Source organism: Rhodococcus sp. IEGM 1307 (assembly GCF_030056915.1).
In the GTDB taxonomy this organism is placed as follows: Bacteria; Actinomycetota; Actinomycetes; order Mycobacteriales; family Mycobacteriaceae; genus Rhodococcus_F; species Rhodococcus_F opacus_D.
Genome location: NZ_JASHKW010000004.1, coordinates 80,637 through 96,323, shown reverse-complemented (window position 1 = coordinate 96,323; position 15,687 = coordinate 80,637). Strand labels below are relative to the sequence as shown.

Sequence of the window (15,687 nt, the reverse complement as noted above, 5' to 3'; positions counted from 1 at the left end):
TGGAGAATTCGGTGAGGAGGTCGTCGGCGAGCCGGGCAAAGACACCAACGCACGCTCAGTCAGTGGCCGCGTCGCCGGACTGAACGTGCTCAGACTGCGACGGCGGTGCCGCAGATGCCACATTCCTCTAACTGCCGCCGCTTCCAGCGTGCGACCGGAACGAAGAACAACGTGAACTGCTTGAATTCCCGCATCCGTGCCCACTGTGTGGTGTTGTGGCAGCGTGGGCACGTTCGGCTCTGCCCCGGGCCACGGTGTTGCCGCTTGGTGCCGTAACCGAATATAAAGAACACCATGCCAGCATAGAGCGATCCCTAATAGACGGTCATCGGTCGGCAATACCCGATCGCGTTCGTGCGGCACGGCCACCGCGCCAGGAATGCGCAGTCAAGAGAACGCGCAGGGCCGCCAGTAGCCAGGTTCGGTTCCCATTTCGGCGTCCGGTCGTGAGAGAAAAGAGTTGTCGACCCTGAGGGATGCGGTTGTCGCTTTAGCCAGAGTGCCATGCGAACGACACTCGCATGGAGTGGTTGTCGTGCAACACCTCGAAGTTGTTTTGCATCAACTAAATAGAATAGGCACCACTGATGATTGGGAACGTCACGTCGATGCCTAGCGGCAGGTCAGGCAAGTTGCCCATCTTAGAAATACCCGTAGCCGGTCATCCAGCCGGTGAGAATCCACACCACATGACTGAACATTTCGCCCATTTCCCTGGTCGGGAACCATGAGTACCACACAGGGTCGGGACTCGGCGGTGATGCGCTTGCTGTACCAGCGATTAGGAACATCAACAGAGTTGTAACGCCGACTACTGTTGTGGCACGTGCCATCCTCATTTGGAACTCCTGGTCCTCCCGACCATGTACCGCGTATCGCTCAGTGGGTGTTCTGCGTTACGGCTGCGTGCCTACTGGTTCAATTTGTCTTTGCAGTTGGGCAATGGCCCCTCTGCTCCCGCCCTTTCCACACCTCCGTAACGAATGACGACGGCCCGACGACGCCATCATTGACCCCGCGGCACGTCGCCAGTCGTGTCCGAGCGAACCGAATGGGTCCCCACAGGAGGTAGCTACGATGCAACGCCGTACCTCGAACGTCCTACCCAGACGCAGAAGTTCGATCGCTGTTGTTCTGGTCGGACTGGGTGTCCTGTTCCTGGGTGTCGCACCGGTCGCGACCGCGGCACCCACGGACACCGTCCTACCGGTCCCGGTCATCGGGATCACCAACTTGCCCACCGGTTTTCTCAGCCCCGTCTACTCACAGGTGACGGTGCGTACGGACCCGGAGGCACCGGGTATCACCGAATTTGCCGAATACTGCGTCTGCACCGTGCATTGGCGCAATCTGACGACCGGGGCAGCCGGTGCGGTGAGCCCGTCGCGGTTCACGGGCCCCGTGCTCACGGGGTCGGGAACGGTGGTCGCCGTCCTGACCGTCAACGGCCTGTCCGACCGTGTGGGTGTCCTCACCGCACTGCCCGGCGCGGGTACCTGGAATGTTCCCTGAGGAGGGGTTCACGCAGACCGACCATCGCGGCCCGGTGATCAGGAATCACCCGACGGCGGGATAGTCGGTCTCGTGCCGTCGCGATGCAGGCGGGCGGTGTCCGCCGGTTGCGGGCCTTGCGCTCGCCGCGTCCTCGTGCCACGCTCTAGAACTATGACTATTGGAAAGGCGGACACCGCCACCGTCGCGTGAGCGCCGCACCGTTTCGCTCGGTGGCTAGACCCCGAGCGCAATTCACCGAGAGCACTGATGTCTCCTCCGACTACATTCTGGCCGTTGAGGCCGTGCGTGATGCATGGCTGAGACACGGGCTGTGCGCACACCCCTCCGATCGCGCCACTGCAGAATCGGCTGTCGCGCAAGTGTATCGGCAGTCCGGATTACGGAGGCCGGAGTTCGTGTGGGTTCCGTCTCCCGTCGCCGGATCGGACCTGATCGTCGCCGAAGGTTTGTCACCACCGATGTCGTTCGATGGCAACGGAATCCACTGCGCTTCCGCCCGGATCGCAACCATGCTTTCGGAATCACGCAGTCGCATGGACGCACGAATCGAGCGGAGGAGATCCGACTGGCCGAACGAGCGCCGGACAGTCGAGACCGCACGGGTGAAGCCTCCTGAGGAGGCTGCCCGCGTCGGCATCAGCCCCGATCGGATCATCCGAGCGACCGTCTGGGATTCGCTGCACACCACACTCTTCGACGGGGTCGCCGCTGCGATACGGACACTTCTGACCCCTGCTGTCCTCGGTGTCACTTGGTACGGGCAACAAGAAGCCCACCGGGTCGCCTACTACGACACGTACCGCCGGCTCGGCCTCGCTGAGTTCCACCCCAACGACAACACGCTGCTCGACGCCAGCATTGCGCTGACCGGCGCAACCGGATGGTGGTGGGCCTTCGGCGACATATGTGTCATGGCAGAACGACCCACCACTCTTCATGCCGAGCCCATACCGGGCCGTGTGCACAACGAACACCGGCTGCACCACTCGGATGATCCAGCACTCGAATTCCAAGACGGCCGAGCAGTATTCGTTCAGCACGGGACAATAGTCCCGGACTGGGTCGTCCGCGACCCGACTGCAGAACGTATCGCACGTGAACGCAACGTCGAGATCCGCCGATGCGCGATTGAGCGCATCGGGTGGGACAACTACATCGAGGCGGCCGGACTCGCGCTGGTCGACCAAGCCGACGATCCAGGCAATGCCGGTCGCACCCTGCGGCTCTACGCGACACCGGACGGGTGGGGTCGCAGTGGCCGTATCCTGCTCGCGGTCAACGGTTCTTCCGAACGCGACGGGCATCGGCGGCAATACGGGCTTCACGTGCCCAGATGGATCTCATCAGCACTGGACGCCGCAGGCTGGACCTACGGCCTCGGCGGCGCCGACTACGCCCGTCTCGTTCGTCGCACCTGAACAAGACCGAAACCTGAATCCCTGAACTCGAAGGTGACTCGCATGAATGCAACCATGACCTTGTCCACTCTCACTGCCCTCACCGGCCTCGATGTGTTCGACTATCTTGACCAGGAAGTGTCCATACCTGTCGTCGACGGCCTGCAGGCCCAAGGTGATCTCATCGTGATCCCGTATTCGCTTGTCGCCGGCATCGTCACGTCCACCGCGTGGACGCGGACGGAGAACGTACCGCTCTCAGGAGTGGAGTTGCTGCGCAGCGCTGCGGGTGGGAACCCGCACAGCCTGGTCGCCGAGCAAGGTGGCTGCACGTGGTCGACGCCGGTGAACGACCCCAGGGGTCTTGCGCTCGGTATCCTCGACACCCGGGTGACTGCGTACCTCATCCACCCTGAGCACGGAGCCACCGGCATCGCCCCTGGCCGGTATGTCATCGGACGGCAGCGAGAACAAGGCATCGGGCGGTCCTCCGAGCGGGCGCAACTGGTCGCCGACTGACGTTCGGGTCCTCGTCCGAAGTGATCGGATCGGTACCCGTGTCAGAAATGCCGAAACTTTCGATACCTGATTCCGCCCGCATTGACCGGGGATGATGGCAGGCCCCCGTGATGGCAGGTGGTTCGCCGAGGGCACTCTGGATAGCCCTCCGCCTGTCCTATCCCGTGGGCAGATGGTTGACCATAGTGGCGCATGCCCCGGCTCGTACAGGACTTGAACTCGAGGACGCGGTGATCACGTCAGCGAGATGCCCTCGTGGTGTGCCGCCGGTCAGGAAAGGGGCGCAAGTAGGTTGACAAGCTGAGCCCGGGCCCGGTGGGTCCGTGTCTTCACCGTTTGGACGCTGACGCCTCGGTGTTCGGCGATATCGGAGCAAGTTGAGGGGACATGACTGCCGCCAGCTCCGTCGGGCGCAGGAACCGCAAGGTTGAATCAGCGGCGCTCTCGGATGGGAGCTGGCTCATTTTGCATACCCTCGCCTTCTCGGACCCGCCGCGAGTCTACTCTTGGCGCCATCGACCTGCAGTTCCGCAACGAGCCCACCGGGCCGGGTTCTTGAAATCGGGAGGCTCCGTCGCTAGGCCGAGGTCGTCCAGGCGCTCGATATCTGCGTGGTCAACTTGCCCGGTGATCGACGCACGCACCATGCCCCCGAGGGTTTGTGCGGCGCAGAGGGAGATATGCGCTACGGCGGGCGGACCGTTGCAAGTAGTAGTGGCCTGGTCTCGCAGCTAGGAGTTGTGTGGAGCTACTGGGTTACTCTCGACTGTCGGTAGTCCGCCGTCGTGGAGGCGAGTGAAGCAGATCTGCCGAAGGTGCGCTTTCTCGTCAGGGGACAGTGCCGCGGCGGCAGGCGTACTCAACAGTTTTCTCACCCGCAGAAAGTACTGGCAGGTGTTGAGCCCGAATTGAACGAAAATGTCTTCGTCGTCCCCACCGCCCCAGTGGCGCCACTTCATTGCAAAGGCCAGTGCCTCTTGGGCGTCGCTTGGTGAGTGCTCACTCGGATGTGCCGCAGGTGTCTGAAGTGGGCGGTGTCGTGACTGCTGCGCTCGGTGTAAGTCGTTGGGGACATGGAACTCTGGGTCTCGCTGAGCGGATTGTGTGACGGTTCGAGTACGTGCCTGCTTGACGTGGGGGGTCGCGGTTCCGGCTGCACTCACATGACCGGCGCCGAGTATCGCCGGGTGGTGTGGGCGCGGCGTGCGATCTGTCATGAGGGTGGCCTTCTGGGTCGGGTTGTGGGGTCGGTTGGGTGCTTGCGGACAAGAACTCCGTATACGGGGTTATGGGCGCGTGCTGCCGACCGCGGATCCAGCGGCTGTTCGGCGGCTTCTGAATCGACTGCGATGGCGCGCGCGGGCGGTGGGGAGCGCGGTCAATTCGGAAACAGTCGTGGCGTGGGGCGCCGGTCGCATTGGCGTGAGCCGCTGATCGGTGGGCGGCCTGGAGGTATACGTATGCATGTTAGACTGGCGATATATCTGTGCCCAAGAGCATTCTGGCACAGACGATTACACCCTGCCCGTGGATTGTTGAGACTGCTGGTGGAGTGCTGGATCAACAGGGCGGTACATTCGCCGGCGACAGGAGCGAAATGGCGATCACTAGTCGCGACGTGGCCCGGCTTGCGGGGGTCTCGCAGCCGACGGTCTCCCGCGCGTTGCGTGGAGACCCGCGTGTTGCTGCGGAGACGCGTGCTCGGGTGGAGAGCGCCGTCGCCGCCCTCGGCTATGTTCCCAGTGAGGCGGGACGTAACCTCGTCACTCGGACCGCCAAGCGCATCGGCATAGTGGTGAGCGATCTGACCAACCCGTTCTACCCTCATTTGATCGGACCCCTGCATGATGCGCTCGAAGATCATGGTTATCGAATGATGGTCTTCACCGAGCCGTCCGACAGCCAGGTCTCGGTCGGACAACTCGTTGATGGCTCGGTGGACGGTGTGGTGCTCTTGACCAGTGATGTGGGCTCTGCCTTACCCGCGGAGCTGTCTCGGCGCCGTGTGCCGTTCGTCTTCCTCAATCGCGAGAGTGGACCCGGGGTCGGGGATGCCGCGGTGGTGGACAACGACCTCGGGGGCCGCCTTGCCGCGAAACATTTCACCGGGCTGGGGCATCGGCGGATCGCGGGCATCTTCGGCCCGCAGACGACCAGTACTGGCCGCGATCGCGAGATGGGCTTCCGCCTGGCCCTCGCCGATGCAGGAATCGGACTCTCCCCGGAGTTGACCCACCGAGGGTCATTCGAATTCGACACCGGGCATCGGGCAATGCGGGAGTTGCTCGCGTTGCCCTCGCCTCCGACGGCCGTCTTCTGCGGCAATGACGTCGTTGCGATCGGAGCGCTCAATGCGGCTTCGGCTGCGGGTGTCCGTGTGCCTGACGTGCTGAGCCTGATCGGTTTCGACGATATCCCGATGGCGTCGTGGGAAGTGTTCCAGCTCACCACCATCGGCCACGATCTGAATCTGATGGCGCGGTCCGCGGCCGAACTGCTCGTCGAACGAATCAAAGGCAGCAGCACAGAACCACCGCGTCGCATCATGTCCAGGCCACACGTCGTCGAGCGGTCCACCACAGCACCCCCGTCGCCACGGCAGCCCTCGTGAGAGCAGTTCCTTCGGTCGGCAACACCAGTCCGGGGGACCGATGCAGGAAAGCGCGGTGGCCGCAGCGAGGGGAGCGTCGTGTTCGAGACCTACCGGTGATGCCGGCAGGTTCAGTCGGGCGTGCATCGCAGGTCGCTGCTCACCAGGCGGTGTAGCCGCCGTCGACCAGCAGCGTGTGACCGGTGATCAGCTTCGCAGCGTCGCCGGCCAAGAAGGCGACGGCGCCGACGATGTCTTCCGGTTCCCCGAAGCGTCCGGCAGGAATGCGGGAGAGCAGGGTCTGTCCCCATCCAGGTCGGTCGAGGGTGGACGCGGTCAACTCGGTGCGAACGAACGTCGGGGCGACGGTGTTGACGCGGATGCCGTGGGGTGCCCACTCGATGGCGAGTACCTTGGTGAGCTGATCGAGTCCGCCCTTGCTGGCGCAGTACGCGGCGCGTTCTTCGATGCCGACCGTGCCGGCCTGGGACCCGATGTTCACCACCACTGCGCCCGTTCCCGCCGCCACCCAGGTCCGTGCCAGAGCCTGGGTGAGGAAGAAGGTGCCCTTCAGATTGGTGCCCGTGACCGCGTCCCACTGTTCTTCGGTCACGTCGAGGGCGGGGGCTGGATGGTTGACACCGGCGTTGTTGATCAGAATGTCGATCCCGCCCCCGATGTGTTCGGGCAGCGAGTCGATGAACGGCGCGATCGACGCCGTGTTCTGGATGTCGAGTATCAACCCCGGGGTGCCGAGATCGGACTCGATTTGCGTGGCCCCCGTCTCGGTCCGGGAGGTTCCGTATACGGTGGCGCCGAGTCCGGTGAGGGTGCGGGCGATCGATTGCCCGAGACCTTTGTTTGCGCCGGTGACCAGCGCGCGTTTGCCGTCCAGTGTGAACGTGACCATGGTGGATCCTTCGGTGTGTGTGATGCGTGCGGGGTGGAAGGTGACGACGCACCCGGGAAGGCACCCACCGGGTGCGTCGTCGCCGGTCTCATCAGAGCGCCGTGGAATCCTGAGGCGCCCAGGTCAGTGGTGCGCCGGCGTACTTCGCGGCGCGCACGTCGCCGGAGCGGGCGTGTCCTTCGAAGAACTCGACGCGTGCCGCGCGCCCGCACAGCTCACCGAGTTCGGCGCTCGCCGCATCGGACGTGACTTCCTGGTATGTGACTGTCTTGAGGTACTTGCCCACCCACAGTCCGCCGGTGTAGCGCGCGGCACCCCGGGTGGGCAGCGTGTGGTTGGTTCCGATTACCTTGTCGCCGTACGACACGCAGGTCTTCTCCCCGAGGAAGAGGGCACCGTAGTTGCTCATCACGTCGAGGGCCCGGCGTGGGGTGTCGGTGAGAATTTGCACGTGTTCGGAGGCGAAGGTGTCTGCCAGCGCGTACGCAGCCTCGATGTCCTCGACGACGATGATCTGGCCGTGATCGCGCCACGCCGGTCCGGCGAAGTCGCGGGTCGGCATGTCGGGGAGGATCGCATCGATGTGAGCGAGGGTGGCCCGGGCCAGGGCTTCGGAGTCGGTGATGAGCACGGCGGGGGAGTCCGGCCCGTGCTCGGCCTGGCTCAGCAGGTCCACGGCCACGATGAACGGGTCGGCGTTCGAGTCTGCGACGACCAGGACCTCGGTCGGGCCGGCGAATAGGTCGATGCCGACTTCCCCGAACAGTTGCCGCTTGGCTTCGGCGACGAAGGCGTTACCGGGGCCGGCGAGCATGTCGACCTTGCGGATCGTCCCCGTGCCCAACGCCATGGCGGCGACGGCCTGGACGCCGCCGAGGAGGTAGATGTCGTCGGCTCCCGCCAGGTGGAACGCGGCAACGGTGGCGGCGGGAATCTCCCCGCGGATGGGCGGGGTGCAGGCGGTGATGTGCGGTACCCCAGCCACTTTCGCGGTAACAGTAGTCATGTGTGCGGACGCCACCAGAGGGTAGCGGCCACCCGGTGCGTAGGCGCCGGCCGCAGTGACCGGCAGGTTGCGCTGACCCAGGTGCACGCCGGGCGTGGTCTCGACCTCGAAGTCGGTCAGCGAATCCCGTTGGTGCTGTGCGAACACCCGCACGTTCTGCTGCACCGTCTTGATGTCGTTGATGACCTCGGCGGGGACACGAGCGACGATCTCTTCGATCTGAGTGTCGCTCAGCTTGAAGCTCTCCGGCGTCCACTTGTCGAACTTTTCGGAGTACTCGCGCACCGCGGCGTCTCCGCGCTCGCGGATATCGGCGATTACCGCGGTGACCGTCTCGGCGACGGCGGGATCACCAGTGGGGGTAGCCACGGAGAGGGCGGATTTGATGTAGAGCGGCTCGGACACGCGGAGCTCCTTCAGAGGGGTGAAACGATTCGGATTGATGGTGCGCGGTCTCGAACGACCGATGCGCAAGGGTATGTATACGTATGTACTACGTGTTGCACGATACCTTCCCCGGCGCGAAGATGGCAAGGGTGAATGAAGATACCGCGTCAGCCTGGCATGTGAAAGTTTGTGTCAATAAGCAGAATTCGATCTCGAGTGCGTCCTGCTTCGCCGTGACAGGGCAGCGCGACGGCGGGTGATGAAGACACGATTTCGGGCTCAGGGCGCAGTGTTCGGCCAGGGGCGGTCATTCGAATGAATCGGTCTACCGAGGGTCGACGAATTCCGAACGCACCAGTGCGCTGCTGCGCTTTGTGCCGGCGGCGGCACCCGGTTCGGTTGGGTGTCTAGCTGCTCGGAGGGGTCAGGAGGGCATCGGTGGTGCGCCGGATGTGGGTGCACAGCAGCTCACACGCTCGACCGGAGTCGCGACCCACGGCGGCGTCGAGGATGGCGCGATGCTCGCCGGCGATGTCTCGATCCCGATCGTGCAATGGCGCGGACCAGCGCCGGTAGAGTTCGGCCGAATCGCGGAGCATAGTTGCGGTTGCCAGGATCCGGTTGTTGGTGCAGCCGTCGAGCAACGCCTGGTGGTACTCGCCGTGTGCGAGAACCCAGTCGTCGGAGAACCGAGCGGGGTCGGCGGGGTCGTACTGGGGGGTGCGCTCGAGGCGGTGGTGTGCGGCGACGACCCGGCCCTCCCATCCCAGATCGCCCCCTGCGATGGCGTACTTGAGTGCGAGGACCTCGATTTCGCAGCGTGCATCGGTTAAGTCGACCAGGTCTTTCTCGGAGATCTCCACTACGCGAAAGCCCAGTTTGGGCGCTGAGGTGACCAGTCCCTGCTCGGCGAGCCGTTGCAGCGCCTCTCGGATGACGCCGATGCTGCACTTGTACGTCTCCACCAGTCCGGCAAACCCTAGCCGTGACCCGGGGGCGAGACGCCCCGCAAGGATGTCCGCGCGGACCGCTTCGTACACGCGGGCCGTCCGACTCGGGGCCTCGATGGGCAGCTGAGTGGTCATCGCGCTCTCACCGGTTCCTTGTCACCTCGGGGTTGGGTACCTGCAAGATCCTACACGATCGCGAAAGATCGCAGAGTTTTCGAAAACTATTTGACTTTTCACTCCGCCGGTGTGATTGTCGTTACAGGCGGTGCCGCTGCCGTCTCGAATTCCAATAGTGATGAGGAGTAGCTCGTGCGCTTGATGAACCTTGCAGGTCGATTGCAGATTGCTTTGGGGGACAAGGTGATCGACGTGTCTGATGCCAGTGGTGGGCGCTTCGACGCGGACCCGCAGGCGGTCTACGACCGGTGGGATGAGTTCGTGGGATGGAGTTCCTCCCTGCCCACTGACGCTCCGCTGAAGGATCAGCAGGGAGTGGTCGGTGCACCGGTCCCGCGGCCGCGGCAGGTCTTCGCGGTCGGTCTGAACTACGACGAGCACGCCGACGAATCGGGCTTCGAACGCCCGGAGAACCCGGTGATCTTCACCAAGTTCGTCTCGTCGATCACCGGCCCGGTCACCACGGTCGAATTGCCCGAAGGAGCGGTCGACTGGGAAGTCGAGCTGGTAGTGGTGCTCGGCCGCGGTGGCCGCAACATTCCCGTGGCCCAGGCATGGGATCACGTCGCCGGCGTCACGGTCGGCCAGGACCTGTCCGAGCGGGTGCGGCAGCATTCCGGCCCTGCCCCGCAGTTCAGTCTGGCCAAGTCGCATGCCGGCTTCTCCCCGGTCGGCCCCACGCTGGTGACGGTCGACGAACTCGGCGATCGCGACGACCTCGAGCTCGGCGCCGACATCAACGGCGAGACGGTGCAGACAGGACGGACCTCGCAGCTGATCTTCCCGGTCCCGGTGCTGATCGAGAGCCTCTCGCGCACCGTCGAGCTCTACCCGGGCGACGTCATCTTCACCGGCACCCCGGCCGGTGTCGGTGCAGGTCGTACTCCACCCCGCTACCTCGGCGCCGGTGACGTGCTGCGCAGCTTCATCACCGGTATCGGCGAGCTGAACCAGAGGTTCGTCGCTCCCGCCGAGTCCGCAACCGCGCTCAGCAGTGCCGAACTGGTCACCCAGCGAGGCTGATCATGGCGCTTCACCGACTCGACTCCATCGTCCTGGGCGTGCCGGACCTCGACTCGGCCACGGCCTTCTACGAGGACTTCGGTCTCGCCCACGTCGGCGGGCACCTGTTCGCCACGCAAGACGGGTCCATCCAGCTCTCGCTGGTCGCGGCACCGACCCGCCGGCTGGTCACCGCGACGTTCGCCGTCGACGATGCCGACGATCTCTCCCGCGCCCAACGGAACCTCACCTCGCTGGGGTTGGCCTCCGCGCGCACCGGCGGCCGGGTGAGCACCGTCGAACCCGCGACCGGAACCGGAATCGACCTGTTGATTTCCCCCCGCCTCGAGCAAGAGCGGTTTACCGCCCCCGCGGTCAACGCCCCCGGCCGGATCGATCGAGTCAACGCCCGCGCCGACGGGGCCGTCCTCGAAACCCGGACCAAGCCCCGCCGGCTCGGACACATCGTCCTCGGTACCCCGAACTTCGATGCCTCGCACCAGTTCTTCGTCGACGCACTGGGCTTCAAGATCAGCGACATCGTCAAGGGCGAAGGTGTGTTCCTACGGTGCTCGACCGATCACCACAACATCTTGATCCAACGCGCCCCGATTGCGTTCATGCACCACAGCAGCTGGCAGGTCGACGACGTCGACGCGATCGGGCGGGGAGCTATGGACATGCTCGACGGGCATCCCGAGCGCCACGTCTGGGGTCTCGGTAGGCACTACGCCGGGTCCAACTTCTTCTGGTACTTCAAGGATCCCGCCGGCAACTTCGCCGAATACCACAGCGACATGGACTTCATCCCGGAAGACGCGCTCTGGACACCCGAAGAACTCGAAGGAGCTCGCGGACTCTATCGATGGGGACCGCCACCACCACCCTCGTTCATCAAGCCCGACGACCTCGCAGACCTGATGATCCACGGCCACAGTGGCTGAGAGCCGATTTTCACAGCTCGCAGACCGCTCTCACGGAAGGAGAAACACCAATGGACAACAGCAGCGATCCTACGCAGGTGTTGCTGAAATTCTATGCCGCGGAAGAGAAGTATCTCGCCACCGGCGGTGAGGACTTCAGCGAAATCGCCAGCACACTGGATCCTGAATGCGTTATGCACCAGCCGCAATCATTGCCCTACGCCGGCGAATGGCACGGACACGATGGCTTCGAACGGTGGATGGAGGCGTTCGGGGATACCTGGGCGTCCCTCGCCGTCGAGAATCCCGCCTTCTACCCGTCCGGAGCGAACCACATCTTCGTTCGATCGACAGTGGTCGCACGCGCCAAACGCACCGGAACGGACATCACCTGGCCACTCTTGCAGATGATCACGACTCGTGACGGGCGCATCCTGGAGATCCAGCCCTTCCACTGGGACACAGTGCCGATCGCTACAGCGGCGGCCTACCCCACGAGCTGATCGACCACGACCCTGGTAATGGCGAAGTGCTGTGTCGCTCGTGAATCGAGCGGTCATACACGGACATGGCACCGCACCACCTCGGCACCCGCGTGTCCCCGGAGGTCGGCGGCCATCCCGGGAACTGCAGAACGACCCGCACGCCGCCCTCCGGGAACCCGCAGTCGACCACACCCTCAGCGTCGACTTCTCCCTCGTTCCAGCTGCCACATGACGGGTGATTGCCCGATAAGCGCGGCAAACCCGGAATCGTCAACCCGACCGCGCAGATTGAGCGCCGAACTCGGCACGCAGTGCGGGCAGCAGCATCACTCGCTCCTCAAACGACGCGAATCCCGTGATCCCGCATCCCATGCGCCGGTCCACCCATGTATGGCAACAATCAACCGACACCGCACCCGCGGTCACCGGAATTGAACTGCCCGTGCCGTTCGGCGCGGTGCCAGTCGGCAGGACCTCACCACGACGGCCCCGGGTCGGCGACTGCCGGAATCGACATCATTGCACCGCGCCCATCACCGCCCAAGGACAACAATGACCATTCCCCGTCAATCCGCCCCGGCAAAAACCGCCGGGCAGGACAGTCCGCGCAGCACCACAAACGCGGATACCCTGCCCATCGCTGCCCTTCTCCCGCTCGCCGCGACTGCACTGCTTGCCATCGTCACGGAGACACTCCCGGCGGGATTGCTCCTGCAAATCTCGTCCGGCCTCTCGATCAGTGATTCCGCAGCGGGGCAGATGGTGAGCGCGTACGCACTCGGCGCCGTCATCGCGGCCATCCCTGCTATCACCCTCACGCGAGGTATGCGGAGAAAGCCAATCCTCCTGTCCGTCGTGGCGGGGATGTTCCTCGCCAACCTCATCACTGCCTTCGTCGATATCTTCGCCATCACACTCGTCGCGCGGTTCGTCGCCGGTGCGTTCTCCGGAGTGCTGTGGGGCATGCTCGCCGGCTATACCCGAAAGATCGCCCCACCGGCCAAGACCGGCAAAGCGCTGGCGATTGCGATGGCGGGTACCACCATTGCCTTCTCCATCGGTACGCCCCTGGGGACCTACCTCGGATCAATGCTCGGCTGGCGATGGGCATTCGTGACCTTGGCAACGTTCGCCGCAGTTCTGATCGCATGGATTGTCGTTGCCGTTCCCGACGCACCAGGACAGCCGCCGCAAACCCGCACACCCCTGCATCGGGTGTTCACGGTCCCGGGAGTGGCGGCGATACTCCTCGTCGTCTTCGGCTGGTTCTTCGCCCACAACATGCTCTACACCTACATTGCACCGTTCCTCGCCTCCGTCGACGCCGGTCTGCGCGTCGACGTGGTCCTCCTCATCTTCGGTGTCTCCTCGCTCGCGGGAATCGTGCTCACCGGAACCGTGATCGATCGGGCTCTCCGCAAGATGGTGTTGGCCAGCCTGACTGCATTCGCCACCGGAACACTCGCCCTCGGAATAGCAGGCGGCAACTCACTCGTCCTCATGGCCGCCGTAGTCCTCTGGGGCGGAACATTTGCCGGCGCCTCGACATTGCTGCAAACAGCACTGGCGGATGCCACCGGGCCCGATGCCGATGTTGCAAATTCGATGCTGACTGTTGCCGCCAATCTCGCGATTTTCGGTGCGGGCACCACCGGCGGAGTCCTACTCGACACCGCAGGCCCGCAGCTATTCCCATGGGTGGCCCTGGTCATCATCGCAGTTGTCTTCGGAATCGCACTCCTCGCACGGCGACACGCGATCGTTCCAGGTCGACGCGTGGACCGAATGGAATCGCCGTCGCAGGAGTAACCCCCACCGGCCCAACACCAACAACACCCGCAGAGACCGAGGAGAAGACTATGACTGCACCCACGGAGTTGATCATGTGGGAGGGAAGTGTGCGCACCTTCACCTATCGCGAACAACTCGAAGCAACAGCCGAGGCCGGATTCGACTCGCTAGCACTGACACCCGCAGCCTTTCGCACAGCCATCGACGGCCTCGGCGCGACGGGGGTCAGACACCTGGCAACTGAGATCGGAATCAATCTGCACCTCGACACGGTCACCGGATGGGCGCCGATCCGCATACCCAGTGGCGCAGAAGACAATCTCATCGCACGATTCGATTTCTCCGTCGACGAATGTCTCGAACTCGTCGACTCGCTCGACCTCAGATCCATCCTGGCCGTAGCGGTATTCGACCACGACGCCATACCGAAGGACACCCTCGTACGCGGATTTGGTGAGCTGTGTGACGCCGCGCTGGTCCGAGAAGTTCGCGTCAATCTCGAGTTCATGCCGTTCTGGGGAGTACCCGACCTAGCCGCAGCCTGGGACATCATCGACCGCGCACAAAGGCCCAACAGCGGTCTGATGCTCGATACCTGGCACTTCGCGCACAGCGGATGCGACGTCGACCTGCTCGCTCAAATCCCGGAAGACGTCACAGTCAACCTGCAACTAGCGGACGGATTCCCGGCGTCGACGGGAGCCGATCTGATTGAACTGACCTTGCACGAGCGACAACTGCCAGGAGAGGGAACCCTCGATCTGGAGAGCGTGCTCAACGCGGTCCAAGGTCGCGGATCGGTCGGGACAGCGGGCCCCGAGGTCTTCTCCGACGAGTTGGACACGATGGCCGCACCAGAGGCCGGCCGCGCATTGGGAACGTCGACCCGCCGGGTGCTAGGTATCGGCGCCCACGACCGCTGAGCGGACCTTCACACAAGCCCGAGCGAATCTTCGCCTCGGTGTCACGACACGAGAAGAGGTTAACGATGAAACTGAACAACAAAGTCGCGGTGGTTACCGGTGGAGCCGGCGGACTTGGGACTGAAATCTCCCGGGAGTTGGCCCGCCAAGGTGCGGCGGTAGCAATCCTCGACCGCGACTCGGTGGACGACGTCGCATCGCAGGTGTCCTCAGAGGGGACGAAAGCGATCCAGCTCGGCGTCGACATCACCAACAACTCCGAGGTCGCATCCGCCTTCGGTGAGATCGAAAGCCTCCTGGGGCCAGTCGACATCTTGGTGAACGCAGCCGGTATCACCGGTACGTCCAGACCCACCCATGAAGCAACCGAGAACGATTTCGACGATGTCTTCGCAGTCAACGTCAAAGGCACCTTCTTCTGCTCCAAGTACGCCATCCAAAGCATGCTTCAACACAAGTCCGGCGGGTCCATCGTCAATATCTCCTCGACGTACGGAGTAGCCGCTAACGCGGACATTCCCCTGTACCATGCGACGAAAGCAGCTGTCCTCATGATGGCCAAGACCGATGGGGTCACCTACGCGGCAGAGGGAATTCGCGCCAACGCAATAGTTCTCGGAACCACCCGTACCGCTATGTCCGAGGCTGCCATGTCGATCAGCCCAGAAGGCTCCGCCTACCTCCAAAACTTGATCGACCTGCACCCGCTCAAGCGGCAAGCCGAACCCGACGAGGTCGCGAAGGTCGTCGCCTTCCTCGCCGGCCCCGACGCCAGCTACATCACCGCCGCCGCAATTCCCGTCGACGGGGGATACACCGCAATCTGATCTCGCAGCAGAACAGGCAACAGCAAGCAAGGTGTGCCTCACGGTCCATGGTGCCGTTCCAGGCCTTTCCGCCGCTGCCCTTGGTGGGGAGGTTACAGGATCCTGGCGGGGCGTGCGCACGTCCCGCCGGGTTGCGCACATTTGACGGGGGCACCAGGGCTTCGGTGGATCAGGCTCTGGCACATGGGATTTATGCCGTTCGAGGCGATGGGTCGGACGTCTTCGCTGCTGAGACCGACAACTGGTGAAAACCCATGTCCACTTTCGCGTAAGCCATGGAAACAT

The 15,687-nt window shown here is 63.8% G+C and carries 16 protein-coding genes; 10 read left to right on the top strand and 6 right to left on the bottom strand.

The annotated features are described in order from the left end of the window. Positions 1-89: 89 nt before the first annotated feature. Positions 90-296 carry a zinc-ribbon domain-containing protein gene (locus QM841_RS08975; RefSeq protein ID WP_283331702.1) on the bottom strand — a complete coding sequence of 69 codons (207 nt, stop codon included), beginning with the start codon at positions 294-296 and terminating at the stop codon, positions 90-92. Positions 297-1,077: 781 nt separating this feature from the next. Here QM841_RS08975 and QM841_RS08970 point away from each other — a divergent pair. The 3 genes from QM841_RS08970 to QM841_RS08960 all read left to right on the top strand — a co-directional run bounded on the left by QM841_RS08970 (position 1,078) and on the right by QM841_RS08960 (position 3,431). Beyond that, the gene (locus QM841_RS08970) at positions 1,078-1,512 is read left to right on the top strand and encodes a hypothetical protein (protein WP_283331700.1); all 435 of its coding nucleotides are present in this window, start codon (positions 1,078-1,080) and stop codon (positions 1,510-1,512) included. A 188-nt stretch (positions 1,513-1,700) separates the two neighbouring features. Beyond that, complete coding sequence (locus QM841_RS08965; RefSeq protein ID WP_283353494.1) at positions 1,701-2,933, top strand: DUF6745 domain-containing protein; 1,233 nt, start codon at positions 1,701-1,703, stop codon at positions 2,931-2,933. 42 nt (positions 2,934-2,975) lie between these two features. Further along, positions 2,976-3,431 carry a DUF8820 family protein gene (locus QM841_RS08960; RefSeq protein WP_283331696.1) on the top strand — a complete coding sequence of 152 codons (456 nt, stop codon included), beginning with the start codon at positions 2,976-2,978 and terminating at the stop codon, positions 3,429-3,431. Positions 3,432-3,701: 270 nt separating this feature from the next. Here the strand turns inward: QM841_RS08960 and QM841_RS08955 are convergent, their stop codons facing one another. After that, on the bottom strand, positions 3,702-3,797 hold the full coding sequence (locus QM841_RS08955; RefSeq protein WP_283331962.1) for a hypothetical protein: 96 nt from the start codon (positions 3,795-3,797) through the stop codon (positions 3,702-3,704). Between the two features lie 365 nt (positions 3,798-4,162). Continuing rightward, a complete protein-coding gene (locus tag QM841_RS08950) occupies positions 4,163-4,648 on the bottom strand; it encodes a DUF3263 domain-containing protein (protein ID WP_283331694.1) in 486 nt (161 codons plus the stop codon). 380 nt (positions 4,649-5,028) lie between these two features. Here QM841_RS08950 and QM841_RS08945 point away from each other — a divergent pair, with 380 nt between their 5' ends. Beyond that, positions 5,029-6,042, top strand: coding sequence for a LacI family DNA-binding transcriptional regulator (locus QM841_RS08945; protein WP_283331692.1), 1,014 nt, complete (start codon positions 5,029-5,031; stop codon positions 6,040-6,042). 139 nt (positions 6,043-6,181) lie between these two features. On the opposite strand, the gene QM841_RS08940 is transcribed toward QM841_RS08945, so the two are convergent. The 3 genes from QM841_RS08940 to QM841_RS08930 form a co-directional block, all read right to left on the bottom strand. After that, positions 6,182-6,931, bottom strand: a complete 750-nt coding sequence (locus tag QM841_RS08940; RefSeq protein ID WP_283331691.1) for an SDR family NAD(P)-dependent oxidoreductase — start codon at positions 6,929-6,931, stop codon at positions 6,182-6,184. A 91-nt stretch (positions 6,932-7,022) separates the two neighbouring features. Continuing rightward, positions 7,023-8,324 (bottom strand): histidinol dehydrogenase, encoded by a 1,302-nt coding sequence (gene hisD / locus QM841_RS08935; protein ID WP_349307398.1) that lies wholly within the window; start codon positions 8,322-8,324, stop codon positions 7,023-7,025. A gap of 407 nt (positions 8,325-8,731) precedes the next feature. Continuing rightward, positions 8,732-9,409 (bottom strand): GntR family transcriptional regulator, encoded by a 678-nt coding sequence (locus QM841_RS08930; protein ID WP_283331687.1) that lies wholly within the window; start codon positions 9,407-9,409, stop codon positions 8,732-8,734. A gap of 174 nt (positions 9,410-9,583) precedes the next feature. On the opposite strand from QM841_RS08930, the gene QM841_RS08925 reads away from it, so the two are divergent. The 6 genes from QM841_RS08925 to QM841_RS08900 all read left to right on the top strand — a co-directional run bounded on the left by QM841_RS08925 (position 9,584) and on the right by QM841_RS08900 (position 15,402). Then, positions 9,584-10,474, top strand: coding sequence for a fumarylacetoacetate hydrolase family protein (locus QM841_RS08925; RefSeq protein ID WP_283331685.1), 891 nt, complete (start codon positions 9,584-9,586; stop codon positions 10,472-10,474). Positions 10,475-10,476: 2 nt separating this feature from the next. Next, positions 10,477-11,397: a VOC family protein gene (locus QM841_RS08920; protein ID WP_283331683.1), complete on the top strand. Its 921-nt coding sequence runs from the start codon at positions 10,477-10,479 to the stop codon at positions 11,395-11,397. A 50-nt stretch (positions 11,398-11,447) separates the two neighbouring features. Continuing rightward, on the top strand, positions 11,448-11,879 hold the full coding sequence (locus QM841_RS08915; protein WP_283331681.1) for a nuclear transport factor 2 family protein: 432 nt from the start codon (positions 11,448-11,450) through the stop codon (positions 11,877-11,879). A 534-nt stretch (positions 11,880-12,413) separates the two neighbouring features. Next, on the top strand, positions 12,414-13,670 hold the full coding sequence (locus QM841_RS08910; protein ID WP_283331680.1) for an MFS transporter: 1,257 nt from the start codon (positions 12,414-12,416) through the stop codon (positions 13,668-13,670). A 50-nt stretch (positions 13,671-13,720) separates the two neighbouring features. Then, on the top strand, positions 13,721-14,575 hold the full coding sequence (locus tag QM841_RS08905) for a sugar phosphate isomerase/epimerase family protein (protein WP_283331678.1): 855 nt from the start codon (positions 13,721-13,723) through the stop codon (positions 14,573-14,575). 38 nt (positions 14,576-14,613) lie between these two features. Beyond that, positions 14,614-15,402 (top strand): SDR family NAD(P)-dependent oxidoreductase, encoded by a 789-nt coding sequence (locus tag QM841_RS08900; RefSeq protein WP_283331665.1) that lies wholly within the window; start codon positions 14,614-14,616, stop codon positions 15,400-15,402. Positions 15,403-15,687 lie beyond the last annotated feature (285 nt).

What these genes read in the sequence shown, in the direction of transcription:
- QM841_RS08930 (WP_283331687.1), bottom strand. Translation starts at nt 9,409, where the DNA reads ATGACCACTCAGCTGCCCATCGAGGCCCCGAGTCGGACGGCCCGCGTG.
- QM841_RS08905 (WP_283331678.1), top strand. Translation starts at nt 13,721, where the DNA reads ATGACTGCACCCACGGAGTTGATCATGTGGGAGGGAAGTGTGCGCACC.
- QM841_RS08975 (WP_283331702.1), bottom strand. Translation starts at nt 296, where the DNA reads ATGGTGTTCTTTATATTCGGTTACGGCACCAAGCGGCAACACCGTGGC.
- QM841_RS08940 (WP_283331691.1), bottom strand. Translation starts at nt 6,931, where the DNA reads ATGGTCACGTTCACACTGGACGGCAAACGCGCGCTGGTCACCGGCGCA.
- QM841_RS08970 (WP_283331700.1), top strand. Translation starts at nt 1,078, where the DNA reads ATGCAACGCCGTACCTCGAACGTCCTACCCAGACGCAGAAGTTCGATC.
- QM841_RS08950 (WP_283331694.1), bottom strand. Translation starts at nt 4,648, where the DNA reads ATGACAGATCGCACGCCGCGCCCACACCACCCGGCGATACTCGGCGCC.
- QM841_RS08960 (WP_283331696.1), top strand. Translation starts at nt 2,976, where the DNA reads ATGAATGCAACCATGACCTTGTCCACTCTCACTGCCCTCACCGGCCTC.
- QM841_RS08920 (WP_283331683.1), top strand. Translation starts at nt 10,477, where the DNA reads ATGGCGCTTCACCGACTCGACTCCATCGTCCTGGGCGTGCCGGACCTC.
- QM841_RS08915 (WP_283331681.1), top strand. Translation starts at nt 11,448, where the DNA reads ATGGACAACAGCAGCGATCCTACGCAGGTGTTGCTGAAATTCTATGCC.
- QM841_RS08910 (WP_283331680.1), top strand. Translation starts at nt 12,414, where the DNA reads ATGACCATTCCCCGTCAATCCGCCCCGGCAAAAACCGCCGGGCAGGAC.
- QM841_RS08945 (WP_283331692.1), top strand. Translation starts at nt 5,029, where the DNA reads ATGGCGATCACTAGTCGCGACGTGGCCCGGCTTGCGGGGGTCTCGCAG.